Origin of the sequence: Paenibacillus sp. FSL R5-0517 (assembly GCF_037974355.1) — a bacterium.
GTDB lineage: Bacteria > Bacillota > Bacilli > Paenibacillales > Paenibacillaceae > Paenibacillus.
In genome coordinates this window covers 5,114,886-5,139,196 of record NZ_CP150235.1, presented here as the reverse complement: position 1 = coordinate 5,139,196, position 24,311 = coordinate 5,114,886, and the positions used below count along the sequence as shown (strand labels likewise).

Below are 24,311 nucleotides of genomic sequence, written 5' to 3'. Positions count from 1 at the left end.
AATTTATTCCATTCTGTGCATGAGGTGATACGGATGTCCAACGAACTCATTCAAGCCATTCAATTGTTAAAAGAAAAGAAGTGGGTGGATCTGACCCATACATTTGGACCGAAATCCCCACATTTCTCAGCTTTTGAAGAAGCCCAATTTGATACGCTGTTTAATCACGATCAAGGTTTCTTTGCTCAGAGCTTCAAGTTCCCTGGTCAGTATGGTACACATCTTGATGCCCCGATTCACTTTGTTCGGGATACCCGGTATCTGGATGAACTAGGTTTGAAGGAGCTTGTGCTCCCGCTTATCGTCATTGACCAGTCAGCCGAAGTGGCGAATAACCCGGATTTTACACTGGATGTAGAGCATATTCATGAATTTGAAAGAGAACATGGCATGATTGAAGCAGGAAGCTTCGTAGCTTTACGTACGGATTGGAGCAAACGTTGGCCGAGTCATGAAGCCTTTGATAACAAGGATGATGAGGGCAACAGTCATGCACCTGGATGGTCGGTGAGTGCACTTATGTTCTTATTTGAGGAACGAAAAATAAAGGCCATTGGGCACGAAACCTTTGACACGGATTCAGCCGTAGATTATCAGAAGAATGGGGCACTCCTGGCAGAATATTATGTGCTTGCTCAGGATACATACCAGGTTGAGCTGTTAACGAATCTGGATCAGGTGCCAGCTAAAGGCGCGGTCATCTTCAATATTGTACCCAAGGCGGAGAAAGCCTCCGGCTTCCCGGTTCGATCCTTTGCTATTCTGCCGTGAAACGGGGTAGGTCCAAGCATCATTCCATCTTCTTGGTACTGAAAACCGACCATTTTGAACGCGCACTAATAGATCAATCAGGTATTAACTAGATTAACTGATCCACATATGTAAGTAGCATGGGAGGCGCAATACGCCTCCTTTTTTATGTTGTTACTTTTGATCCGAATGAGGATCTTGATTAAATCTTTGAGAGATTTTCTTCTCTGTTTTCTTACGCCGTATCCAGCGTTTGAGTACACCTTCTTCTTTGCGTTCTTGCAGTGTCTCCTTCAAGCCTTGAATCATAAATTCCGATCTTCGTCTGTCATCCCGACCAATCTCGCGTAATTCTTTAATAAATTTGTCGTCCATATCTGCCTCTCGCTTATTCAGGATAATTTCATTATACCGAACGTACGTTCTTTTATCAAGTTTTACCATTATGAATGATGTTCGAGATCAATATAGTGAAAAGAAGCACAGGAACAATGCACGGCATGTGTGAGAATGGTACTAGAGGGGGCGATCATCATCCTTCTAAGATTGACTGTATGAGGCTGAGAAACGAGAGGAAGAAAGGAGCAATTCATGATGAAGCAAAGTGAAGGTAGATCGTGGTTACTCAGTTTGATGCATGGAATTCTGGGGGTTGGGGCGATCGTTGGAGGAAGCATGTTAATCATCAACCCAACTGGAAATATGGTGAATTTGCCTGAATCTTTGTTGCTGAATTCTCCATTTTCCAGTTTTTTGTTTCCGGGAATCATCCTATTGCTGGTTCTTGGTGTGATGCCTTTAATGATTGCTATTGCACTCATACGCTGCACTCCTTGGGCGCCGGGTGAGAGGCTGAATCTCTATCCTGACCGCTACTGGGCCTGGACTTTTTCCTTATACACGGGGTTTGCCCTCATCATCTGGATTATGGTGCAGGTGTATTGGATTCAGGATGTCTCTATCATTCACTTGGTCTATTTTGCATGGGGAGTGGGTATTCAAGTTGTGACTTTATTACCTTCTGTACAGCGAACATATTCGAAATAAACTGCTTGTATATGGAACAAACGGCTGTCGAAAGAATCGTTGAATGATTCTTTCGCCGGCTATTTGTTATGGGCCTCGAGCGGAAACATGTTGTTGTAGTTGACAAAGAACGGATATCCTCGCATACTTACGTAATAAACTTTATAAAGTATATTTATTAATGAGAAATAAGCATATGTATGAATATCGCAAAATCATAATTTGCAGGAAACAGGGAGGTGTGCATGGATGGTATACGTTATTATGGCAATTATAATTTGGGCTGGTGCCTATGCAAATATGGTCTTGTCAAAACAGCCGATTGAAGTAAAACCTGTGAAGTCGATGGATGATTTGTTTGAGTGAACAGAGCAACTTTGGCGATTCCGATTATTGGCGAGCACGAAGGAACTCGTGGGTTCGAGTAAGGTATTACGTTGTGCTATGATATGGAGTGAAATGACATCCATACCATTGCTTTGGCTCCATTGAACCAGAGTGGAAACGAGAGGATTATGAAAAAAGCCAATGCTACAATGATGAAATACATCAATTTGAATAATGTGCGTGAAGTCATGCAGCAGATCGAGACGGCAACCAAACCGCAATTAGCCTCATTAACCAATCTTAGTGTGGTTACGATCAATGCGCTGATCCAGGAATTATGTGATGGCGGAGAGTTGTTCCAGGATAAAGTGGTTCCCTCGAATGGCGGGCGTCCTGCTCAGGCATATCGATATAATTATAATTACAAGCTTGCTTTGGTTCTTTACATCAAAGAGATGAAAGGCCAAGAGTTGATTTCGGCAACGGTCATGAATCTGGAGAATAAGGTTGTGTTGAAGGAAGAGAGCATCCTGCCTGCTTTTGATAAACAACATGTGCTGCAACTTATTGCGCGTTTCGTTGCGGAGTACCCCTCCATTGATATGATTGGCATCGGAATTCCAGGACAAGCCGTGGACGGGGATATCACGGTGAGCAGTCATGAAGAGCTTATTCATTCCCATCTGATACGGGAGATCGAGAGCGAGTTCCAGCTGAACGTTCTCGTGGAGAATGATGTGAATGCAGCGATTAGCGGGTACTGTGCACAGCATGCTGATCTGAAAGAACAGAGTGTAGCAGGAATTTATTTTCCTAACCGATACCCGCCGGGTATGGGCATGATGTTGAATGGACAGATGATCCGCGGGAAAAACGGGATGTTTGGTGAGGTTAAGTATCTTCCTTATTCACCAGATTGGAGACGTGACATGAGCAAAAACGACTTTGTATTGCAGGTATGTCATATTCTGCAAACGATCAATGCCGTCGTCGCCCCGCACCAGATTGTCATTTATCAGGAACGTGTGGAGAGAGAAGAACTGGACTTGGCGTGGAAACAGTACGGGGAGCAGCATCCCATGCCGGCATTGCCCGAGATCGTACATCAGGACTCGTTTCAACATGATTTTGATGCTGGGTTAAGGGGAATGGTTCTTAAGGCGTTGAAGAGGAGGATTCATCATGCGTGAAGAAGAGAGAATCATGAAGGGCATATTGTTTAGTCCAAGTGATCCGGAATTAAAGACTATCAAAAGGCGGGCCCATAATCTCAGTCAGCGTTACAGTCAGACATTTGAGGAACAGACGCAGGAAAGGGAACAAATATTGCAACAGCTATTGGGGCAGATCGGTAAAGGTGGATTCCTGCAAGGCCCCATCTTCTTTCATTATGGTGTGCATACCCGGATAGGCGATCACTTCTTCGGTAATTACAATCTGACGATACAAGATGATGCACCAGTGACGATCGGGGACTATACCAGTTTTGGTCCCAACGTTACGATTGTTACTCCCATTCATCCCATGATTGCCAGCGAGCGGAGACAGATGGTGGATCAGAACGGTGATGTGAAGTCGCTATGTTATGCCAAACCTGTCACGATTGGAAACGATGTATGGATCTCGGCGAACGTCACGGTGTGCGGAGGTGTAACCATTGGAGATGGATGTGTCATTGGAGCTGGGAGTGTCGTGACTCGTGATATTGCACCGCATTCATTTGCAGCAGGCGTTCCGTGTAAGGTAATTCGCAAAATTACTGAAGCAGACAGCATGCTCAATTACCCCGATGTTTTGGCAGATTGCCGTGTGCTGGAAGAATAAAAAAGCTGTCACCAGGATCGGTAGATGATCCAGTGACAGCTTTTTTGGTATACGTTTATTTGGAGGCGTTATAGTTGCTCAAGAATTCTTTTACTTTTGCAGGATCAGCTTTCAATTCATTCCCGGTCGGAACGAGCGGGCTTACTGTGGAGTATGCTTTGAGTTTGTTATTCTTGTAGAAGCTCAAAATTTCATCCTGATTAATGGAGTACAGTACGGCTTTTCTCAAATCACTGCTCTTGGCCACATCACGGTTGGCCGTGTTGAACAAGAGATAAGAAACAGCGTTGCTCGGAATGCTTTGCAGATGCAATTTGCCGTCATTTTTGATGATGTCATACTTGGTTTCAGGCACACCGTAGTATAAATGAATTTCACTGCTGCGAAGAGCAGAGAGGGCGCTGTCTGCATCCGCGATGAACCGGACATTGACCTGAGCAATTTTCGGTGCATATTCAGTGCCTTTGCGGTATCCCGGATTTTGCAAGAATACAGCTTCATAGTCATTTTTATATGACAAAATATAAGGTCCGCTCGTATACAGGGTGTTATTGTATGATGCGCCTTCAGTCACCGTGTTCTGATCACCGTAAGGAATATCTTTGTTGACGTCAAAAGAAGCTACATCATAAGTGTTGATGCTCTCCACCTGTTTTTTGGACACGATCCCGGCTGATTGGTGAGCCAGGTAGTTCAGTACTTGTGGGAAAGGTTCCGTTGTTGTCAGTTTAACGACCTGATATTTTCCTGCGCTATTATCCGCTTTGGTTTTGTCAGTTACGAGTTCTGTAATTTTGCTGCCCAGTCCTTGTTCCAATGCTTCGAGGATTGTGCCGTTACCGCTGGATTGTTTAATGGATTGCAATGCACTCAGATCCGTTACAACCTCAGCTTCTTTGATATGTTCATGCAGACTGTATGTCCGGTGATCCGGAACGGAATCTTTGTTTTTCGCACGATCCAGGGAGAAGATGACATCATCTGCACCGACACGTTCTCCTGTATCTACAGCTTTTTTGTTATCAATCTTCGCAAAGTTGATATCGTCTCTGAGAATGAAGTAGTAATCTGAATTACCTTCAGCAATGCTAAAATTATGAGACAATGATCCTTCTGCTGTCAGTTGATCGTCATCTGTGAGGTTAACGAGACGTACATACATATTCGTATTCAACTGGTTGATGGAACCGTCATTTCCTTTGATCGGATCAAGGGAAGTCAGTACGGATGCGCTTTGCGTCAGAATCAGCGGATCTTTGGCATTTTTGGAGCTGTCCTTGAATTCAATCGGTTCCCAGGCCATCGCGCGGGATTTGGAGAGACGCACGGTTTCGACATTCAGAATGTCTTTGTTCACAGCCTGACTTTTCAGGGAAATGTACAGAGGAGCGATATAAGCCTGATCCGTTACCAAGCGATCTTCCAATTGTTTGTACGTATCTTTGTATTGGTCTGGTGTTTGGGTAGCTGCCTGATCGATAAGCTTATCAATCTCCCCATCTGCGAGGATACTGTAATCTCCACCTGTTTTGAAAAGAGAACGTACGGCATAATCGGGATTTCCCGTTACCGTTGTCCAGCTGGACAAGGCCATGTCATAATTCCCTGCATCCTGCTGGGATTTGAAGCTGCCGTAATCTGGCTGCAGGTTCAGCTTCACATTGAAGCCGTTTTTGGTCAGCTGGTCACGGATAATATTCACGTCATTTTCGGAAGAACTCATGGCAAGCAGCTCAATGTCTGCCGGTTTTTGTGCGATTTCTGTTGTGTCTGATGGTGCGGTCTCCGCCTGTGATTCGGTTTTCGTTTTTACACTGCAGCCGGATATCACAATGACGAGAATTAATAGCAATGAGATCAGTGTGCGTTTTTTCATGGAATTACCCTCCATATCTTGAATGTGTGATGTGTAATTTTTTTTCTATATCATTCATTTCAACGAACATTTAGGCCTTTTCCAGCTTGGGATCGAGCGCATCACGCAGACCATCACCGAGAAAGTTAAAAGAAAGAACCAGCAGAATAATAGCCAAGCCTGGATAAATCGCCAGATAAGAGTGAGTCTCCAGGTATGTACTGCCTAGCTTCAGGATGTTACCCCATTCCGGGATATGCGGCTCCACGCCGAGTCCCAGATAACTCAGACTGCTGGTAGCAATAACAGCTCCGCCAATCGTGAGTGTAGACTTGATAATCATGGGCGCAAGGGAGTTGGGAATAATGTGTTTGAAAATAATCGTACGATTGTTGTACCCCAGTGCACGTGCAGCTTCCACAAATTCAAATGTAGATACATAGAGTACACTGGCTCTCATCGTACGGGCGTACGTTGGAATGGAACCCAGACTAAGCGCCAGAATAAGATTGACCGTATTCGCTCCGAAGGCCGCAATAATGGCAATGGCAAGCAGAATGCCCGGAATGGCATAGAGAATATCAAGCAGCCGCATGATGATGTTATCCGTATGCCTACCGTAGAAGCCAGAGAGCGCTCCAAGGACTCCACCGATTAACACAGGAATGATCGTCGACATGCAACCTACGATCAAGGAGATCCGGGCACCGAATACAATCCGGGAAAATAAACATCGTCCGAAGTCATCCGTTCCCAAGGGATACGCGAGGGAAGGCGACTGTAGCAGAGCGGAATAGTTATTTTCCACAGCCATGCTGTAGTCAAAAGTAAAGAAGCTGCAGATCGATATCGAGAACAGAAAAATGATAAAAAACAAACCGGACATCGCAGTCATATTCGGAGCAAGGCGCTCCCACAGATCGTTCCAGAAGTTTGATTTTTGTTTCCCCTGTCTGCGAATGCGTCCAATAATGGAAATGCCGAGCAATAGTGCGAATACATTACCTGTGATCGAGGTCAGAATCAGTACCACACTTACACCGATCATCCAGCGAGGGAGGATCGAGGTCGCGTTATAACGGGATACGATAATTAGAACGACCAGGTCGATGACCAGAATAAAGATCAGCACCGCCATGGCAGGCAGGAAGTTGTCAGCCACATAAGGTTTGAAGATATTTAATGCGGATACACCGATCACGAACAGTTGGGTTAACAACATGTACACCGCAAAGGTATACTCCACGTTCCTGGATTTTCGAATCAGATGAAAGGCTGCCGTTACGATAAATATATTGCCTGAAATGATAGCAAGTAGTTGAACCCAGGCAAGCCTGCGAGTCAGAGCAGAGACTGTACCGGTGCGGATCAAGTCTTTTCGAATCCGAAACGTGATGACAGTTTGCACTAGTGTGAAGAATACGTAGATCCCAAGGATCGTTAGCAGAAATGGTTTGAACGTCTGCTCGCTCCAGTCATAACTGTTGAACAACAGCAATGCAGTCAAGAGAAGAGACGTGACCCAGGCGAAGCTCGCCTGGCTGTATTCGCGAGAAGACTTAAGCCGGAAACGCATTTCTTGTGTTAAAGACGAGTTTGTCATAGTACACCTGCTTTAAGAGGTAGTTCAAAAAGTTCACACATTAATATTGTTTCATCTTGGAGCGCACTCTTGGATCAATAAAAGCATACAGCAGATCAACCGCTACATTAATAATGGAGATTGTAATGGCTGTGTAGATTACTCCGCCCATGATACTCGGAATATCGGGGATGAATTGTTTATCCACAATGTAGCTGCCGAGACCGCTGATATTAAACACTTTCTCCGTTACCGCTGCTCCGCCCAACATGGCTCCGAATTGAAGTCCAACCACCGTTACGATGGGAATTAATGCATTGCGCACAGCATGTTTCAGCATGACTTGGCGTTCGCTTAATCCTTTGGCACGGGCGGTCATGACATAATCCTCATGAATGACTTCCAGTGTAGAAGAGCGGGTCATCCGAGCCACCGCGGCCGTGAGACCCGTACCCAGCACAATGGTCGGCATAATGATCGACAGCCAGTTCTGCGGGTTGAAGGTGGCGGGAAGCCACTGCATTTTGATCGAAAAGTTCAGAATGAAAATAAGCCCTTGCCAGAAATTCGGGATGGATAATCCAATCAGAGCAATAAACATGAAGGTGTAGTCGAACCACGAATTAGGCTTAATTGCTGAGATAATGCCAATGGGTAATGCAATGACAAGTGCTAACAGCAGGGAAATGACCGCAAGCGTCAAGGTAATGGGAAACTTCCTTGCAATCGTGGCTGTTACGTCTTCATTTCCTGCAAAAGATTTGCCAAGATCGAAGAAGGCGACGCCCTTGATATTGTTCCAAAGCTGTGTAAGATAAGGCTGATCCAAGCCATACACCTGATTGAATGCGGCAATCTGTTCCTGCGTTGCTGTCTCTCCCAGAATGTTAGCTGCCGGGTTGAACGGAGACAGATACAAAATTGTAAATACGAGTGTAGCTACGCCCAGAATGACAAATACCGTCATCAGTATTCTTTCAAATATGTACTTTAGATAAGGATTACCATACAAGAACAGGATGCTATACATGAGACAGCCTGGAATAATGGATATCGCCAAAAACCATGGTTTGTTGATCAGTGAGTGGAACGTATCGGCCATTGTAAGACGTTGATTTCCTTGTTCCTGAAGTATGCGGGATGTCCGCTCCTTCAATTCCGTCTGAACGCTCTCCTCCAACCATTCCTCGGTCTGACGTTTGAATTCTCCCTCACTGACCTGCTGCTGGAAAAAACGATGTTTGCGCCGCAGTTGTTCTTCCACTTCCAACTTCAGTCTGTCCCGGTAGGAAGAAGCGAACAGTTCTTGCTCAGCGGCCTGTCTGGCAGCTACCCAGCCGTCATTTTTTCGATGTGAACGCCATATTAGAAACACGACTAGATTGATCGGTAATCCAAGAATGAACAGAACGTATCGATAGGAAGGATGAAGCAGCATTTTGCCATAAATAAAGCTTAAATTGTGTACCAACCGTGAGATTCTACTGCCATCTGCAAGATTCAAACCAAGTGTACCTCCTTTCATTCAGGTTTAAATTGCATTATTCCGATTGATATAGTATATATTATTTAGGGTCTAAACAATTGTCAAGGAATTAAATGGTATACATATGAGTGAATGAGAAAAACGGATGAGAGCTGGTGATTGCATGGAACCTTTACTGAAAGTTAATGAGTTATCTGTCTCTTTTCACTCCGGAGAGAGTGAGTTTCAGGCAGTGCGAGAAGTAAGTTTTGAAGTGCGAAAAGGGGAGACGCTAGGCATTGTAGGAGAATCGGGAAGTGGAAAGAGTGTAACCGCACGTTCCATTATGAGACTGCTTGCATCGCCTCCTTCGCAGATGAAAAAGGGAGAAATTCTATTTAAGGGTGTCGACCTTGCCAATAAAACGCAGAAAGAGATGGAGAGCATCCGTGGACGTGATATTGGTATGATCTTTCAAGATCCGATGAGTTCCCTTAATCCGACAATTAAAGTGGGGAAACAGATCTCTGAGAGTCTAATCAAACACCAGAAGGTGTCCAAAAGGGAAGCCAAGAAGCAGGCGATTGCCATGATGGAGCGGGTGGGGATAACTCGCAGCGAAATACGCTACAACCAGTATCCGCACGAATTCTCCGGAGGCATGCGTCAGCGGGTCATGATCGGTATTGCACTCGCTTGTCGTCCTGAATTGCTCATTGCCGATGAACCGACAACTGCTCTGGATGTTACGATTCAGGCACAGATTTTGAATTTGATGAAAGATATGCAAGAGCAACTGGGCACATCGATTATCCTGATCACGCATGACTTGGGCGTAGTAGCGGGCATGTGTGATAGGGTTGTTGTGATGAAAGAAGGACAGATTGTGGAAACTGGGACGACGGCGGAGATTTTTGCTAATCCCAAACACCCGTATACGGTCAGGCTTCTGAATGCATTACCACGTTTGGATCAGAAGAAAAAGCCAAAACGGGTATCCATGGTCCCGAGAGATCTGGAAGATGATCAGCCATTGCTAGAGGTGAAGTCGCTCAAACAACATTTTAATATGGGTAAAGGCAACACTTTAAAGGCTGTGAATGATATCAGTTTCCATATTCGGCAAGGAGAGACACTCGGCGTTGTGGGAGAATCCGGCAGTGGTAAATCGACCACGGGGCGTGCCATTCTTCGATTGCATGAGCCAACAGGTGGGGATGTGCTGTTTAAGGGAGTTCCGCTCAATCGTCTGTCCGCTTCGGAGATGAAAACGATGCGCAGACATATGCAGATTATTTTCCAGGACCCCTATGCATCTCTGAATCCCAAAATGAGGATAATGGATATCATTGGAGAAGCGCTTGATATCCACCAACTTGCAGGCAATGCCGCTCAGCGGGAGAAACGGGTGGAGGAATTGCTGGAGATGGTGGGTCTTGATCCTGCCCATGCGCAGCGTTATCCACATGAATTCTCGGGAGGACAGCGACAGCGGATCGGTATAGCGCGAGCTCTGGCTGTGGAGCCGGAATTCATCGTATGTGACGAACCATTGTCTGCACTGGATGTATCGATCCAGGCTCAGATCGTACAATTGCTTGAAGAGTTGCAGCAGCGACTCGGATTGACGTATCTGTTCATCGCGCATGACTTGTCCATGGTTAAACATATCAGTGATCGAGTGGCTGTGATGTATAACGGGAAAATTGTGGAGCTGGCTGAGAGTGAAGAACTGTATTCCAACCCGCAACATGCCTACACCAAGGCATTGCTATCAGCTATTCCTGTGCCTGATCCGGCGATCGAAGCGAAGAAAAAGAGGCATGTTGTCAAAGAAACACCTGTTGAAGCAGAGGACCGTTATAATCTGGAACATTCCAAGTGGGTAGAAGTTAAGGAAGGCCACTGGGTGGCCATGTCAAGCTAAAGTGATGTGACTCCGTTTAGCTAAAAAGAACCCCGACAATGATCACTATAGATCGTTGTCGGGGTTGTGTTGGATGTACTTGATTTTATAATATGATGGCAATACTCAAAAGCGATTATTTGAATTGAACGGATTTCTTGATGGTATCAATCTCTGCTTTGGTTGCATCATCCATGTAAGTGAAGATGAAGTTAAAAGCATATCCTTCAATAATCGTGCTGTAGTAGTCCTGAGTAATCGTTGAACCGTCACCTGGATCCATCGTAATTTGCATCAGATCCATCTCTTTACCACCGATGGTTTCGGTTGTCATCTCTTTATAATCATAAGGGAACTGGCTATCCACCATGAATTTTTTGGTTGCTTCCAGGTAGTCTTTACCTGTACGAATGCCTTGCAACAAGCTTACTTTCTCAGCAATGGCCATAGCGGAAGGACCAACTTGACCTCCGTCCAATGGATACTGTGAAGCCATAAGCAGATTCAATGTTTTGGTTTGAGACAGTTCAATTTGTTTTTTCTTCGTTTCATCATCACCAGCAATCGCTTCGGATGATGCGCTTGTCAGTTCATTCATACCCGCAGCATCCTGGAACTCCCAAGCTTCCGGGAATTTCAGAGATACGCCGAAATAGTCATTGGTGTAAGAGCCTTTTTGTGTAGTCCCCAGCTCAACGTCTTGGGAATTATCCGTTTCCTTGGACTCTTCGCTTGCAGGTTCAGTGTTCTCTGTTTCTTCTGTATTGGCTGTCTCAGAATCAGTGCCAGTCGTTGTTTCAGTTGCGGCAGGCTCTTTTGTTGCGGCTGTGTTATCTGCCTTGTCACCGCAAGCGGCTGCAACCAGCATAATCATCATGAGCATTGCGAATAAAGAAGCTTTCTTTGGAATTGTCATATTACCCTCCTGAAATGTGTGTGTGTTTTCTCTCTCTACATCTTGCTTGTTTCCTAAATTGTAGCACAAACGTTCCCATTTACTACCTATAGGAATCTATAGGGGTCCTTTATAAATAAGACAATCGGCTGGCAATTGAAACAGCTTCCGTGCTGGATTGCACACCTAATTTGTTGAAAATCACTTTTTTATGATGATTCACAGTGCATTCCTTGATTTTCAATTTCAAAGCAATAGCTTTCACAGTGAACCCTTTCGCGATCATTTCCAGAATGGTTAACTGACGCGCTGTGAACTCTACCGCTGGTTTGTCACAAGCTTCAGTAGCCTGCTGATTTTGGTAACTGTTCTGCATATATGCAGGAATCAGCTTGGCAATAGCAATAAGCTCGCCCTGCATATCCGCGTTAATGGTGGACACATCCAGATAACCGAAATGCTGTGATTCCATGGACAGAGGGGCAGCGTAGCAATGCCAACTTTGAAAATAGGGGCTTTCATGCTGCTCGGGCAACAGAAGCACAGGTTCATTGCTGTCCATCGTTACAGAAATGGCGTTGACTCCACAGCTCTGTGCAGTGAAGATCATGCCCGGACGAATGGGTGAACCTTCTACTACAGTTTCCAGATCTGGACTATAATCCATGGAGAGAAGCACACCGTCCATATCTGTGAGTAGAAAAAGATAAGTGCCCGTTAAATTCTCTTTAATATGTGAGAGGCTGTTCTGGAATGCATGAATCAGGAAATGATTGCTTTTGCGAAGCCTGTCCAGTTGAGATTTAGGTAAATAATTGAACGGAGCCGTTTCTGTTAGATGCTTGCGCATGGCGGACTCCTTGTGCCGTGAGGCAAGTGTAATGGCAGGCATGTTTGATTCCTCCTTCCTGCACAGTCGCTAGTAAGCGTAGGATCTGATTGAATCCGAGGTGCGTCATCCAATCGTTTTGATAACGTGCCCTTCCTGGTTTTTAATTTCTGTTTTAACAATCTGAACAAGCATATGATCCAATGAAGCGATCTCGAATGTGCCTTCAACCGGACGAAGATTCTGCACCAGCTCTTCAACAATCTGTGTGTTCACCGTCAGGGTAACTTGTTTGTCGGATTCCACGACTGCTGGAGCTTCTCCAGCTTCGAATAGAATATTGGTCTCAGGTCCGATCAAGGACAGAGATTCGCCTTTCGAAATTCGGCTACGAAGGATGGTTCCGACTAATACAGCCTGTTTGGCTCCAAGCTGGAGTTTGCCCGGAACGGTCTTTATCAGCATTTTTTTACGCGGGGACTCCCAGCCCAGTTGTTGTATGAATAAAAAGGCTGTGCTCGATCCGTCCTGTTCCATTCCATGCTCAACCGCTTGTACAACAGAAGGAATATCTGCGTACGAATTTCTCATCAGATCGGTCACGTATTTGGGCATGAAATTGGAGCAGGCAGAGAGGAAGCCGCGCGCATTCCATGTTTGAATCATTTCCAGCTCCCGACCTGTAATACCAACCATCTGAATAAACTGCACTGAACCGTTAGGCGTAGAGATCGCCGGTAGATCCGGGTCTTCAATAAATGAGAGAGCAGTCAACAAAGTATCGGACTCCAGACAGATGGGGCCATTGGCGTCCATGTAATCCCCTGGCTGAAAGATATTTCCGCTAGTGAACACGTAACGTCCTACATTTTGAAGCAGATTCAGCGCCCAGACTGGCGGAGAAGTCTCTCCTTCACTGCGTGTAAGGCGAAATGTGAGTTCAAAACCATACCCGCTTTTGGATGCATCCTGCATTTCTTTTTCATATAATTCAGAGAAACCATATGTGACAAAATGCCAGTGGGGCATGGGTGTATTCACTGCATAAACACTGATGCCATCGAGAGGGTCCGGACCTCCGAGCATGTAAGGAATGGATGTTCCATAATGGTGCGGCTCCTGTTCACCGTATAGCTCACCGATGGTTTTATCAATTGCATCCCAACCGGATGTGTTTTCTTCATAAGTCATTTGTTGAATCCTCCTGTACTAGTCTTTCCCCCTAAAAACATTTAAAATTAAGTCTACCTGTTACAGAAACGGATTCAAGCGGCTTAAGGATGAATTGTGTCAGATAGGACTTCGGTGTTATTAATTGCAATCCAGGGAGTGAATTTACATGAGTATGAAAGATATGTATTTCAGAGAGTTTAAGCAGGCAAGCTGGGACTCATTTTCCGAACTGTTTGAAGAATTTGAAAATAAACTGGACCCTGCGTGGGTAAAACGTGCGCGAATACATGGGATTCCGGCGGACATAAGTCGGGTACTTTTGTATGAAATGGGGGAGTACACTTTTGAATGGATCATGAAAGATATCCCGGCTTTAGGGGACCAAAGTCCTGCTACATACCTGGAAACCGAGGAGGGAGCGCAGGCATTAAGGGCAGCCATTATGCATATGCCACGTTAATTTTTGTTATGGAAAGAATGGGTGAACGATCCTATGATCCAGTGAAGTTGATTTTGCAAAATAGATATGTTACGCTTACATTACAAGAGCAAACACAACAGAATACGCAATAACATCTTTTGATGGATTGTAACTGTGAAGACAGGCAAAACCTAAACTGATGGTGAAATGAAGGCCCCTTTTTTTGGTGCTATTTTACCTTGAGTTTAGGTTTTTCTTGTTTTCTGCTCTAAATCACACCATTTTTCAGTTGGAAAAACCAAAATAAATTTCGAAAAGAGGTTGTTGTTCATGACCACGGCAAAAAAAGGATTCCCCGAAAACTTCCTATGGGGCGGCGCTACAGCTGCCAATCAATTGGAGGGTGCATTCGATAAGGACGGCAAAGGCCTCTCCACAGCGGACATGATTGCTCATGTTCCGAAAGAGAAGCGTACAGGCGGACATGCCATGGAAATTTCCTCTTCCCGAATTGAAGAGATTCTCTCCGGCAAAATTGAAGAACGTTTCCCGAAACGTTTTGGTATCGATTTTTACCATCACTTTAGAGAAGATATTGCATTGTTCGCTGAAATGGGCTTCAAAGTATTCCGCTTATCCATTCACTGGGCACGCATTTTCCCGAACGGTTATGATCAAGAGCCAAATGAAGCAGGTTTGAAATTCTACGATGAAGTATTCGACGAATTGTTGAAATATGGCATTGAGCCGCTCGTTACATTGTCTCACTACGAGACTCCGCTTGGCTTGACGCAAAAATATAATGGCTGGGCTGGTCGTGAAGTAATTCAGCACTATGTTAGATATGCTGAAACGGTATTTAAGCGTTATAAAAATAAAGTGAAATACTGGCTGACGTTCAATGAGATTAACGTCATGCTATTCAGCCCATACACTGGCGGCGGCATTCTGATCGATAAAGTGGACAACAAGCTGCAAACGACGTATCAAGCGCTTCATCATCAATTTGTAGCAAGTGCCATGGTAACGAAGCTTGCACACGAAATTATCCCTGGTTCCCAAGTCGGCTGTATGCTTGCTCGTATGGAAACTTATGCAGCCACATGTAATCCGGTAGATGTTCGTTTGGCTCAGCATGAGAATCAGATTAACCTCTTCTTCACGGACATGCATGCTCGTGGTAAGTACCCGAACTATATGGCTCGTTATTTTGAAGAGAACAACATTGTCATTCAAAAAGAAGCGGGCGATGATGAAATTCTGCTCAACAATACAGTTGATTTCATCTCCTTCAGTTACTACATGTCCGTGACCAAATCGGCTTCTGCCAACGAAGCAGAGACATCCGGCAACTTGACTGGTGGCGTGAAAAACCCTTATCTGGAAGCGTCCGACTGGGGCTGGGAGATCGATCCGATCGGTCTGCGCGTAACCCTGAACAACTTCTGGGATCGTTACCAGAAACCATTGTTCATCGTGGAAAATGGTTTGGGTGCCTATGATAAAGTTGAAGAAGATGGTTCGATCCATGACTCCTATCGTGTGGATTACCTGAAAAAACACATCGAACAAATGAAAGAAGCCATCAAAGATGGTGTGGATCTGATTGGATTTACAGCATGGGGTCCGATTGACCTGGTGAGCATGTCCACTTCCGAAATGTCCAAACGTTATGGTTTCATCTACGTGGATCTGGACGACGAAGGTAACGGAACACTGAAACGTTCCAAGAAGGATTCATTCGACTGGTACAAAAACGTAATCTCCAGCAATGGTGAGCAACTGTAACTCGCTCTTCACAGGATTGTTACCGCACAGGAAGCGGGCAAAACCTAACACGAAAGTTGGCAAGCAGGGAATCCAATGTCCCTGTCAGCCCTTTTGGTTGGAGATTGTCCGCTTTTTCCTGTCGGAAAAGGATAGAGGAAAGCATTTAAACAAAGAATGAAAATACCGTTACTTAGAGAGGAAGGATTGACATGACAACACCATTTCCGAAGGATTTCCTATGGGGCGGAGCTGTAGCAGCCAACCAACTTGAAGGAGCTTATAATACAGATGGCAAGGGCCTTTCTGTTCAAGACGTAATGCCGCACGGGATTACAACGCCCAGAACGGAAGGACCTACTGAGGATAACCTGAAACTGATCGGGATTGACTTTTATAACCGTTACAAAGAAGATGTTAAGCTGTTTGCTGAAATGGGCTTCAAAGTGTTCCGTACATCTATCGCCTGGTCCCGTATCTTTCCTAAAGGTGATGAATTGGAACCAAACGAGAAGGGTCTGCAATTCTATGATGATCTGTTCGATGAGTGCCATAAGTACGGCATTGAACCCCTCGTAACCATCTCTCACTATGAGACACCGCTACATTTGTCCAAAACATATGATGGATGGGTTAACCGTAAAATGATTGAGTTCTACGAGCGTTATGTAACGGTGCTCTTCAACCGTTTCAAAGGCAAAGTGAAATACTGGCTGACGTTCAACGAAATTAACTCCATTCTGGAGGAGCCATTCATGAGCGGCGGGATCTATACGCCAAAAGCAGAACTGTCCAAACAGGATCTGTATCAAGCAATCCATCATGAATTGGTAGCCAGTGCGTTAGCAGTGAAACTGGGACATGAAATTATGCCTGAAGCCAAAATTGGCTGTATGGTACTGAGCATGCCTACGTATCCGCTGACTCCGAATCCGGATGATGTGGTTGCAGCGATGCATGCTGAACAGCGCAATGATATCTTTGCTGATATCCATGCGCGTGGTTACTATCCGAAATACATTAATCGTTATTTCAAAGCAAATAATATCAATATCAAGTTTGAAGACGGCGACGCTGAAATTCTGAAGCACACCGTAGACTTTATCTCGTTCAGCTATTATGTAAGTATCTGTGAGACAGGTGATCCCCAGAAACGTATTGAAGGAAAAGGCAACTTGTTTGCAGGGGTACAAAACCCTTATCTCCAAGCGAGCGAGTGGGGCTGGCAGATCGATCCGCAAGGACTGCGCGTAACCTTGAACAAATACTGGGACCGATATCAAAAACCATTGTTTATTGTCGAAAATGGTCTGGGCGCAGTAGATGAGCTGATCACCGACGAAAATGGCAATAAAACGGTGAACGATGATTACCGTATTCAATACTTGAATGACCACTTGGTACAAGTGGGTGAAGCTCTTGAGGATGGCGTGGAAGTGATGGGTTATACGTCATGGGGCTGTATTGACCTGGTGAGTGCTTCAACAGCAGAGATGAAGAAACGATATGGTTTCATCTATGTCGATCGCAACAATGATGGTTCAGGAACACTGGATCGTTACAAGAAAAAATCTTTCCACTGGTACAAAGAAGTTATTGATACAAATGGCGCAAGTCTTAAACGTAACAATAAGTAAATAGTAGTTCTTAAGGCATGGTTGTTATGCACCTTCTTATGTCATATTAATGCACATTAACCGCTTTCACAAAAACATTGTCAGATGGATAATTATATGGTAAGATGGGCCTAAGGCTAATGAATACTGGATTGTTACTGTTCAATCAGGCAAAACCAGAGGCGGGGCATATTTCGTGACCTGCTTTGGTTTTGCCTTTTACTACTTTGACGGTGCAAGGTGATGTGAAGAAATGAAAATTGAGAAGGTGCTGAACAACAACGTAGTTACCGTAATTGATCCGGGAGGAAACGAGCTGGTCGTTATGGGGCGTGGAATTGCCTTCAAAAAGCATACTGGTGAATCGATAGACGAGAGTCTCGTCGAAAAAATATTCTCGCTTGAAAGTAAGGAAGTATCACAGAAACTTAAAACGCTTCTGTCAGATATCCCGGTTGAATATGTCGAGTGCTCGGATGAGATTATCCGTTATGCCGAGACGGTGTTGGGTGAGAAGCTGCATGAGAGCATCTACATTTCACTGACGGATCATATTCATTTTGCCATTGATCGACATCGTCAAGGATTGCAGATCCGTAACGCATTGTTCTGGGAGATCAAGCGCATGTACCGGAAGGAATATGCCATTGGACTTAAGGCGCTACAGATTATTGAGGAAACATTAGGTGTCCTGCTTCCCGAAGACGAATGCGCATTCATTGCGATGCATCTGGTCAATGCCCAGATGAACGGTGAGATGAGGGAAACGATCAGTATTACAAACATCGTTAAGGACATTCTTAATATCGTAAGACGCAGCTTTGTGATTGAACTTGATGAAGATTCATTGAGTTATTATCGATTTTTAACTCATCTGAAGTTCTTTGCCCAACGTGTATTGCAAGGGACGGCAATTGAAGATAAAGAAGAAGATAATCCGCTTCATGACTTGGTGAGCAAGCAGTATCCTGAAGCACATGCATGTGCAGTAAGGATCAGTGACTATACGCGTAAGATCTATAATCGGGTGTTGTCCAAGGAAGAAATACTGTATCTAACCATTCATATTGAACGAATTGTCAGAAATGAACAAACAATTGAATAAAATTAGGATTGTTACTGCTAAAAAGGCAAAACCTAAACGTTGAATAATGATAAGCTTTTCTGCTTTGTCATTATTCAGTGTTTAGGTTTTTTTTTAACCTTCATTACACATAAAAGGAGCAAAACACAATGGATAAACAACAATTGTCCAAGGATATTTTGAAGCTTGTTGGTGGCGAAGAGAATATCGATCAAGTCACTCACTGTATGACAAGACTCAGATTTAACCTGAATGACAACCAAAAAGCGGACAAAGCGACGCTAAAAAATACACCAGGCGTGATGGGCGTGATGGAGAACGGCGGACAGTTCCAGGTTATCATCGGTAACGATGTACCTGTCGTGTATAACGCACTTGTTGGCAACATGTCCAAATCACCAACCGCAGATAATGCATCATCAGCTGCTTCAACTGGAGAAAAGAAAAAGAGAAATCCAATAAGTGCGCTGTTCGACTTCATCTCAGGAGTATTTACTCCAATCCTGCCAGCCATTACGGGTGCAGGTATGATCAAAGGGATCGTGGCGATCCTTGTAGCCCTGGGCTGGTTGTCTGATACCAGCTCAACCTATATCATCTTGTCTGCAATCGGGGATGGTGCCTTCTACTTCCTGCCAATCATTCTAGCAATTAGTGCTGCACGTAAGCTGGGTAGTAATATGTATATTGCTGCAGCGCTCGCAGCGGGTATTATGCATCCGACGATTACAGCATTGCTTGCCAATGGTGATACCACATTTGTGGGAATTAAGGTTATAGCAGCGACATATTCTTCTACGGTAATTCCGATCATTCTCGCCATCTGGATTGCTTCTTATGTCGAGAAAGCTGTTGATCGTGTTACACATGCTTCATTGAAACTTCTGATTGTTCCGACGGTTACCCTGTTGATTATGGTTCCACTGACGTTGATGACTGTTGGACCATTGGGTACGGTTCTTGGTAATGGTTTGTCCGGTGGTATTTCATGGTTGTTCGATAATATGTCCATCTTCGCAAGTATCCTGATTGGTGGTACGATGTCACTGCTGATCATCACAGGTATGCACTATGCACTGTTGCCAATCATTGTCGGTTCAATGACAACACTGGGTTACGACTTTATTATTCCACTGATGTTTGCAGCTAACCTGGCACAAGGTGGTGCAGCATTTGGTGTGGGTCTCAGATCGAGAAATAGCAAAACCAAATCCCTTGCCTATTCGACAGGTCTTACGGCTATTATGGGAATTACGGAACCAGCGATGTATGGTATCAACATGAAGTTCAAAAAACCATTTATTGCAGCTCTTATTGGTGGAGCTATCGCAGGCGGATTCATGGGGATCGTCAATGTTAAAGCTTATGTGCTTACAGGTCTAGTGGGTCTGCCAAGTATCGCAGCATTTATCAGTCCGGCAATTAGCACACTGCTCTATGCGTTGGCTGGTGGTCTGATTGCTATCGTAGCTGCGGCAGTTCTAACGTATATTCTTGGATTCGAAGAAGAAAATGCATCGGAGCCAGCTGCACCAGTAGCTGAGCCTGCAACAGCAGCAGCAACAACTTCTGCTGTTGTAACTGAAGAAGCAAAAGCACAAGATGAGCAAGTATTCAGCCCAATCACGGGTGAAGTTAAACCGCTGAGCGAAGTGCCGGACCCTGCATTCTCTGAAGAGATTATGGGTAAAGGATTTGCGATTCAACCAACTGAAGGACGTGTGGTTTCTCCAATTAACGGTACTGTGTTCTCGTTATCGAAGAGCGGACATGCTATTGGTCTGGTAAGTGATACAGGCGCAGAGATGTTGATTCATATTGGGATTGATACCGTGAAGCTGAAAGGTCAATTCTTCTCTCCTAAAGTTCAAGCAGGTGCAAAGGTTGCTGTAGGTGATGTACTGATGGAGTTCGACCGGGAACAGATCGAAAAAGCCGGTTATACAACGATTACACCCGTTATTATTACAAACATGCATCAATATGAGTCTATTGAGTCTGCTGGTCGCACGACGATCAAGGAAAAAGACTTGTTGTTCACAGCGAAAGCTTAATCAAAAGAATAAAGCAGCAACTTTGCCGGATTCAAAGCCGGGGAAGTTGCTGCTTTTTTTGTTCTGTTTGTTCTATACCACAGGAAGCATACCCTGTACCAATTGCACAAAGTGTTGTGCAGGCTTGGACAGATAACGGTTCTGCAACCAGACCAGCGCTGATCCGACAGTTGAATGCTGATCCTGAAGGCGGTATACATGGAAAGGGTGCTCTTGGTATAACTGAAGAACGGTGTGAGGCACGATGGAACTGGCGAAGCCGAGTCGGATCAGCTCCAGCAACATATTAATGTCTGAGCACTCGCCCATGATGGAGGGGGTGACATGATGCTCACGGAATTTGTCCAAAATTAACTCGAACATACCGAGTCCCTCTGTACTTGGAAGTAAAAGAGGGATTCCTGTGAGCTGCTCAAAACAAGTCCCCATCTCCGCTTCTGGTAGCATGTCTGTCGAGTTAACTAGCGGTGTTGCAGAGATATAGAAAAGGGGCTCCTGTGGCAGGTGCAGCACCTCATAGCGTGCGGTCTGGACAGGCATGCGTACACAGGCAAGCTCAACTTTGCCATCTTCCAGCAATCGGCATAATTGTGCCGATTCATTTTGCTGAATTTTATAGGTCACTTGTGGATGGGTAGTACGGAACTGCTGTAGTGCTTGCGGGATCAGGCGATCTGATATGGTATTGATGCCGATGGCGAGTTTACCCCGTATGCCGTGCTGGAAACTTTGCATCTCCATTACAGCTTCCTCCATATATTTGGTCAAGGTGACCGCATAATCATAGAAGCTGCGACCAGCCTGCGTTAGTTCCATCATGCGCCCTTTGCGTTCAAACAACATTACGCCAAGCTCTTCTTCCATTAACTTAAGCTGCTGGCTTAAGGGGGGCTGAGCCATGTGAAGTCTTCGGGCTGCTGCTGTAATCTGTTTCTCCTCAGCAATGGCAATGAAATAGCGACATTGTTTGATATCCAAGTGGTTGTCTCCTTTGCCTTCAAACTATATGTAATTCGTATGGAAAGCCAACAAAACATGTATTTTTAATATACTACGTTCTTATGTTAACATACATTAGATTTGCACACCTGAGTAAAGTGCTTGGTTTTTCTATGAAAGTTACTGCATGAGAAGATGTTGAATTGGAGGATGAAATAACGTGGTTAGAACAATACATGACGCCGCTCAAGCAGGGCATACCGATGAGGTCATTCGGTTTATCACCCAGGGTAGCCAGTTGAATGAACGGGATGCATTGGGGCGAACACCTCTGATGGCTGCCGTGCACGGTAATAAGATAGACACGGCAAGAATGCTAGTGGACGCCGGAGCAGACATTAATCTCCAGGATAGACGATTGGATAATCCGCTGTTATACGCGAGTGCCGAGGGCATGTATGACATGGTTGAACTGGCCATTGAAGCAGGTGCAGATACAAGGTTAACAAATCGTTTTGGCGGTACCGCCCTTATTCCAGCAGCTGATCGGGGCCATGTGCACATTGTGGAGCTTCTGCTGACACGCAGTGATGTAGATGTGAACCATATCAACAATCTGGGATGGACAGCCTTGCTGGAAGCAGTCATTTTGGGTGATGGCGGTCCACGGCATCAGCAGATTGTTGCCTTGCTTTTGCAATATGGTGCAGATCCAAAGATCGCGGATCGGGACGGAATTACACCGCTCGTACATGCGCGTCAGCATCAATATGCGGAGATGGAACGGTTATTAACCGAAGTCTAAAAGCACTTATGCGTTTATGATACAGAAGAGTGAAAGGATATTGCTAAAAATGAATAGACATCAAGAGCATTTTTTACAAAAGAATATGAAAGACGTATCTTCAATGATTTTAGCGGGCATACAGTGGTTTTTCTTCCTGTTTACCAATACTGTTGTGGTTCCGCTATCTATCGGACATAATTTTCATCTGTCCCCGGATGCCATTGCTGCCTCCATGCAGCACGCATTTATCCTTACCGGAGCGGTGTGTATTCTTCAAGCAGTATTTGGTCACCGCTATGCAGTCATGGATGGTCCTTCAGGACTATGGTGGGGATTGACGCTGAGCTTGACTGTATCGGCTTCCTCAGCAGGTATGAGCCTGGAGCGCATTGGTGGTGGCCTGGCTGCAGGTTTTCTGTTAGCGGGTCTGACGATGATGATATTGGGCTGGCTAGGCGCGGCGCAAGTGCTGCAGAAGCTGTTTACACCGATGGTGAAGAGTGCCATGCTGTTTCTGATGACCATTCAATTAACCATGAACTTTTTTAAAGGTATGATTGGATATACGGAGTTTGGTCGCTTCGATCTGCCAGTTGCCGCGTTATCCGTTGTCATTGCATTTCTGGTGGCATGGATTCAATTAAAGGGTAAGGGGAAACTGGGGAACTACGCGATCTTAATTGGAATTGTGGCAGGCTGGATTGCCTATAGTCTATTGTTTCCGGGACAACATGGTGGACAGCCCAACCACATAGTAGGAGGCCTAACGCTGTTTCCATGGGGAGCACCAAGATGGGAACCGGGAATCGTCATTACTGCATTTTTTGTGGGACTGGTGAATATGACGAATTCGATTACCACATTAAGCACGGTCGAGAAACTTTATCAGGCAGAGACGACCCGTCAGCAGTACCGACGCTCATACGTGCTAACGGGTCTGTTCTCGATGTTGTCGGCCTGTGTAGGTGTGTTGCCATTTGGTTTATTCGCATCATCAATCGGCTTCCTGGAGAGCACTCGCATCCTGCGTCGTGCTGCCTTTATTATTGGAGCGGGGTTGTTATGTATGATGGGGCTTACCCCTTCGGTTACTGCCTTTTTTGCACAAATACCACCAAGCGTAGGCAGTGCTGTTCTGTTTGTAGCCTATCTGCAGATGTTCGGTACAGCATTAAGAACACTTGAGGGCACGACGTTTAACTCTAAAACGATCTATCGTGTAGCGTTACCGGTACTCACTGGAGTTGCTGTAATGAATATTCCTGCTGAAGCCTTTCAAAACTTGCCCATGTATCTTGTTCCGATTATAAGCAATGGTCTCGTTATTGGTGTATTGGTATCATTACTTCTCGAAAAAACCGTGAACTGGTCCAAAATGGAACAACCAGTGACAGTCAGTAAAGCGGCATAATGTGTTTTATCTCGTAACAGTCCAATTTGATTGGGCTGTTTTTTTGTTTTGGTTACCAACCTATATGGCCACTCGCTATTTCACAATAATTTTGCCTTGTCCTGCAAGCATTCGCATCTCTCGGGAGAGTCGGTCCTGGTTACCGTCCTGCATTTCGAGTTGGACACCGTAGTGCCATGAGGTATTTTTTTCTTGACCCCAGCGGAGAGTGCCTTCCATATATAGAGGGTCTTCGAATAGCAGCATATTCATGCCAATCCGAATATCGTTATTCTCGACAGGAAGGGATAGTGGAAATGATAGCTGACAGCCGGACCGACTGATATCACATAACTCAGCTTGAATGGGTTTCGGTGGTGCAGTGACCCCGTTGATGCTGAGAATATAGATCTCAAAGTTGATTGGTTCCTTTAGTGTGTAGCGAAAGGGTTCTTTTCTATTATTCATCGACATGGCTTGGCTTCCTCCATCAAGTTCAAAAAAGTCAGTTATGCTTATATCGACCGTTTGGAGCGAGAAATGAAGAGTTGCGAAAGCAGAGATGGTCCAAGGGTTCCTTTTACACGTGTATCAGGCTTGATATAATGATGGAATATATTT

The 24,311-nt window shown here is 45.0% G+C and carries 21 protein-coding genes; 12 read left to right on the top strand and 9 right to left on the bottom strand.

Translation table 11 applies throughout. From position 1 onward, the window contains the following. Positions 1-33: 33 nt before the first annotated feature. Positions 34-771, top strand: a complete 738-nt coding sequence (locus MKX40_RS22930; protein WP_339236548.1) for a cyclase family protein — start codon at positions 34-36, stop codon at positions 769-771. Between the two features lie 153 nt (positions 772-924). Here MKX40_RS22930 and MKX40_RS22925 read toward each other — a convergent pair whose 3' ends face one another. Then, positions 925-1,125, bottom strand: coding sequence for a hypothetical protein (locus MKX40_RS22925; RefSeq protein ID WP_339236546.1), 201 nt, complete (start codon positions 1,123-1,125; stop codon positions 925-927). 216 nt (positions 1,126-1,341) lie between these two features. On the opposite strand from MKX40_RS22925, the gene MKX40_RS22920 reads away from it, so the two are divergent. From MKX40_RS22920 to MKX40_RS22910, 3 genes are all read left to right on the top strand, one after another. Further along, positions 1,342-1,797 (top strand): hypothetical protein, encoded by a 456-nt coding sequence (locus MKX40_RS22920; protein WP_339236544.1) that lies wholly within the window; start codon positions 1,342-1,344, stop codon positions 1,795-1,797. 494 nt (positions 1,798-2,291) lie between these two features. Continuing rightward, positions 2,292-3,293: an ROK family protein gene (locus tag MKX40_RS22915; RefSeq protein ID WP_339236542.1), complete on the top strand. Its 1,002-nt coding sequence runs from the start codon at positions 2,292-2,294 to the stop codon at positions 3,291-3,293. Further along, on the top strand, positions 3,286-3,927 hold the full coding sequence (locus MKX40_RS22910) for a sugar O-acetyltransferase (RefSeq protein ID WP_339236540.1): 642 nt from the start codon (positions 3,286-3,288) through the stop codon (positions 3,925-3,927). The genes MKX40_RS22915 and MKX40_RS22910 overlap by 8 nt, the downstream gene beginning before the upstream one ends. Before the next feature lie 55 nt (positions 3,928-3,982). Here MKX40_RS22910 and MKX40_RS22905 read toward each other — a convergent pair whose 3' ends face one another. The 3 genes from MKX40_RS22905 to MKX40_RS22895 form a co-directional block, all read right to left on the bottom strand. Further along, the gene (locus MKX40_RS22905; protein WP_339236538.1) at positions 3,983-5,803 is read right to left on the bottom strand and encodes an ABC transporter substrate-binding protein; all 1,821 of its coding nucleotides are present in this window, start codon (positions 5,801-5,803) and stop codon (positions 3,983-3,985) included. Positions 5,804-5,873: 70 nt separating this feature from the next. Then, positions 5,874-7,385 carry an ABC transporter permease gene (locus tag MKX40_RS22900; RefSeq protein WP_339236535.1) on the bottom strand — a complete coding sequence of 504 codons (1,512 nt, stop codon included), beginning with the start codon at positions 7,383-7,385 and terminating at the stop codon, positions 5,874-5,876. 40 nt (positions 7,386-7,425) lie between these two features. Then, positions 7,426-8,889, bottom strand: a complete 1,464-nt coding sequence (locus tag MKX40_RS22895) for an ABC transporter permease (RefSeq protein ID WP_339236532.1) — start codon at positions 8,887-8,889, stop codon at positions 7,426-7,428. A 124-nt stretch (positions 8,890-9,013) separates the two neighbouring features. Here MKX40_RS22895 and MKX40_RS22890 point away from each other — a divergent pair, with 124 nt between their 5' ends. After that, positions 9,014-10,756 (top strand): ABC transporter ATP-binding protein, encoded by a 1,743-nt coding sequence (locus MKX40_RS22890; RefSeq protein WP_339236529.1) that lies wholly within the window; start codon positions 9,014-9,016, stop codon positions 10,754-10,756. Positions 10,757-10,871: 115 nt separating this feature from the next. Here the strand turns inward: MKX40_RS22890 and MKX40_RS22885 are convergent, their stop codons facing one another. The 3 genes from MKX40_RS22885 to MKX40_RS22875 form a co-directional block, all read right to left on the bottom strand. Next, positions 10,872-11,651, bottom strand: a complete 780-nt coding sequence (locus tag MKX40_RS22885) for a hypothetical protein (protein ID WP_339236526.1) — start codon at positions 11,649-11,651, stop codon at positions 10,872-10,874. Positions 11,652-11,760: 109 nt separating this feature from the next. Further along, a complete protein-coding gene (locus MKX40_RS22880; RefSeq protein ID WP_339236524.1) occupies positions 11,761-12,522 on the bottom strand; it encodes a LuxR C-terminal-related transcriptional regulator in 762 nt (253 codons plus the stop codon). Positions 12,523-12,585: 63 nt separating this feature from the next. Then, positions 12,586-13,650 carry a suppressor of fused domain protein gene (locus tag MKX40_RS22875; protein WP_339236522.1) on the bottom strand — a complete coding sequence of 355 codons (1,065 nt, stop codon included), beginning with the start codon at positions 13,648-13,650 and terminating at the stop codon, positions 12,586-12,588. A gap of 148 nt (positions 13,651-13,798) precedes the next feature. Between MKX40_RS22875 and MKX40_RS22870 the strand changes: the two genes are divergently transcribed. From MKX40_RS22870 to MKX40_RS22850, 5 genes are all read left to right on the top strand, one after another. After that, positions 13,799-14,092, top strand: coding sequence for a hypothetical protein (locus tag MKX40_RS22870; protein ID WP_339236520.1), 294 nt, complete (start codon positions 13,799-13,801; stop codon positions 14,090-14,092). A gap of 291 nt (positions 14,093-14,383) precedes the next feature. After that, complete coding sequence (locus tag MKX40_RS22865) at positions 14,384-15,841, top strand: glycoside hydrolase family 1 protein (protein ID WP_339236518.1); 1,458 nt, start codon at positions 14,384-14,386, stop codon at positions 15,839-15,841. A 185-nt stretch (positions 15,842-16,026) separates the two neighbouring features. Then, positions 16,027-17,457, top strand: coding sequence for a glycoside hydrolase family 1 protein (locus tag MKX40_RS22860; RefSeq protein WP_339243167.1), 1,431 nt, complete (start codon positions 16,027-16,029; stop codon positions 17,455-17,457). Between the two features lie 232 nt (positions 17,458-17,689). Next, a complete protein-coding gene (locus MKX40_RS22855) occupies positions 17,690-18,541 on the top strand; it encodes a PRD domain-containing protein (protein WP_253439676.1) in 852 nt (283 codons plus the stop codon). Between the two features lie 128 nt (positions 18,542-18,669). Beyond that, on the top strand, positions 18,670-20,574 hold the full coding sequence (locus tag MKX40_RS22850; protein WP_339236515.1) for a beta-glucoside-specific PTS transporter subunit IIABC: 1,905 nt from the start codon (positions 18,670-18,672) through the stop codon (positions 20,572-20,574). A 72-nt stretch (positions 20,575-20,646) separates the two neighbouring features. On the opposite strand, the gene MKX40_RS22845 is transcribed toward MKX40_RS22850, so the two are convergent. Next, on the bottom strand, positions 20,647-21,552 hold the full coding sequence (locus MKX40_RS22845; protein ID WP_339236512.1) for a LysR family transcriptional regulator: 906 nt from the start codon (positions 21,550-21,552) through the stop codon (positions 20,647-20,649). A gap of 181 nt (positions 21,553-21,733) precedes the next feature. Here MKX40_RS22845 and MKX40_RS22840 point away from each other — a divergent pair, with 181 nt between their 5' ends. Both MKX40_RS22840 and MKX40_RS22835 read left to right on the top strand, forming a co-directional pair. Further along, positions 21,734-22,318 carry an ankyrin repeat domain-containing protein gene (locus MKX40_RS22840; RefSeq protein WP_339236509.1) on the top strand — a complete coding sequence of 195 codons (585 nt, stop codon included), beginning with the start codon at positions 21,734-21,736 and terminating at the stop codon, positions 22,316-22,318. A 49-nt stretch (positions 22,319-22,367) separates the two neighbouring features. Next, complete coding sequence (locus tag MKX40_RS22835; RefSeq protein ID WP_339236507.1) at positions 22,368-23,711, top strand: uracil/xanthine transporter; 1,344 nt, start codon at positions 22,368-22,370, stop codon at positions 23,709-23,711. Positions 23,712-23,786: 75 nt separating this feature from the next. Here MKX40_RS22835 and MKX40_RS22830 read toward each other — a convergent pair whose 3' ends face one another. Further along, positions 23,787-24,164: a PilZ domain-containing protein gene (locus MKX40_RS22830; RefSeq protein WP_339236504.1), complete on the bottom strand. Its 378-nt coding sequence runs from the start codon at positions 24,162-24,164 to the stop codon at positions 23,787-23,789. Positions 24,165-24,311 lie beyond the last annotated feature (147 nt).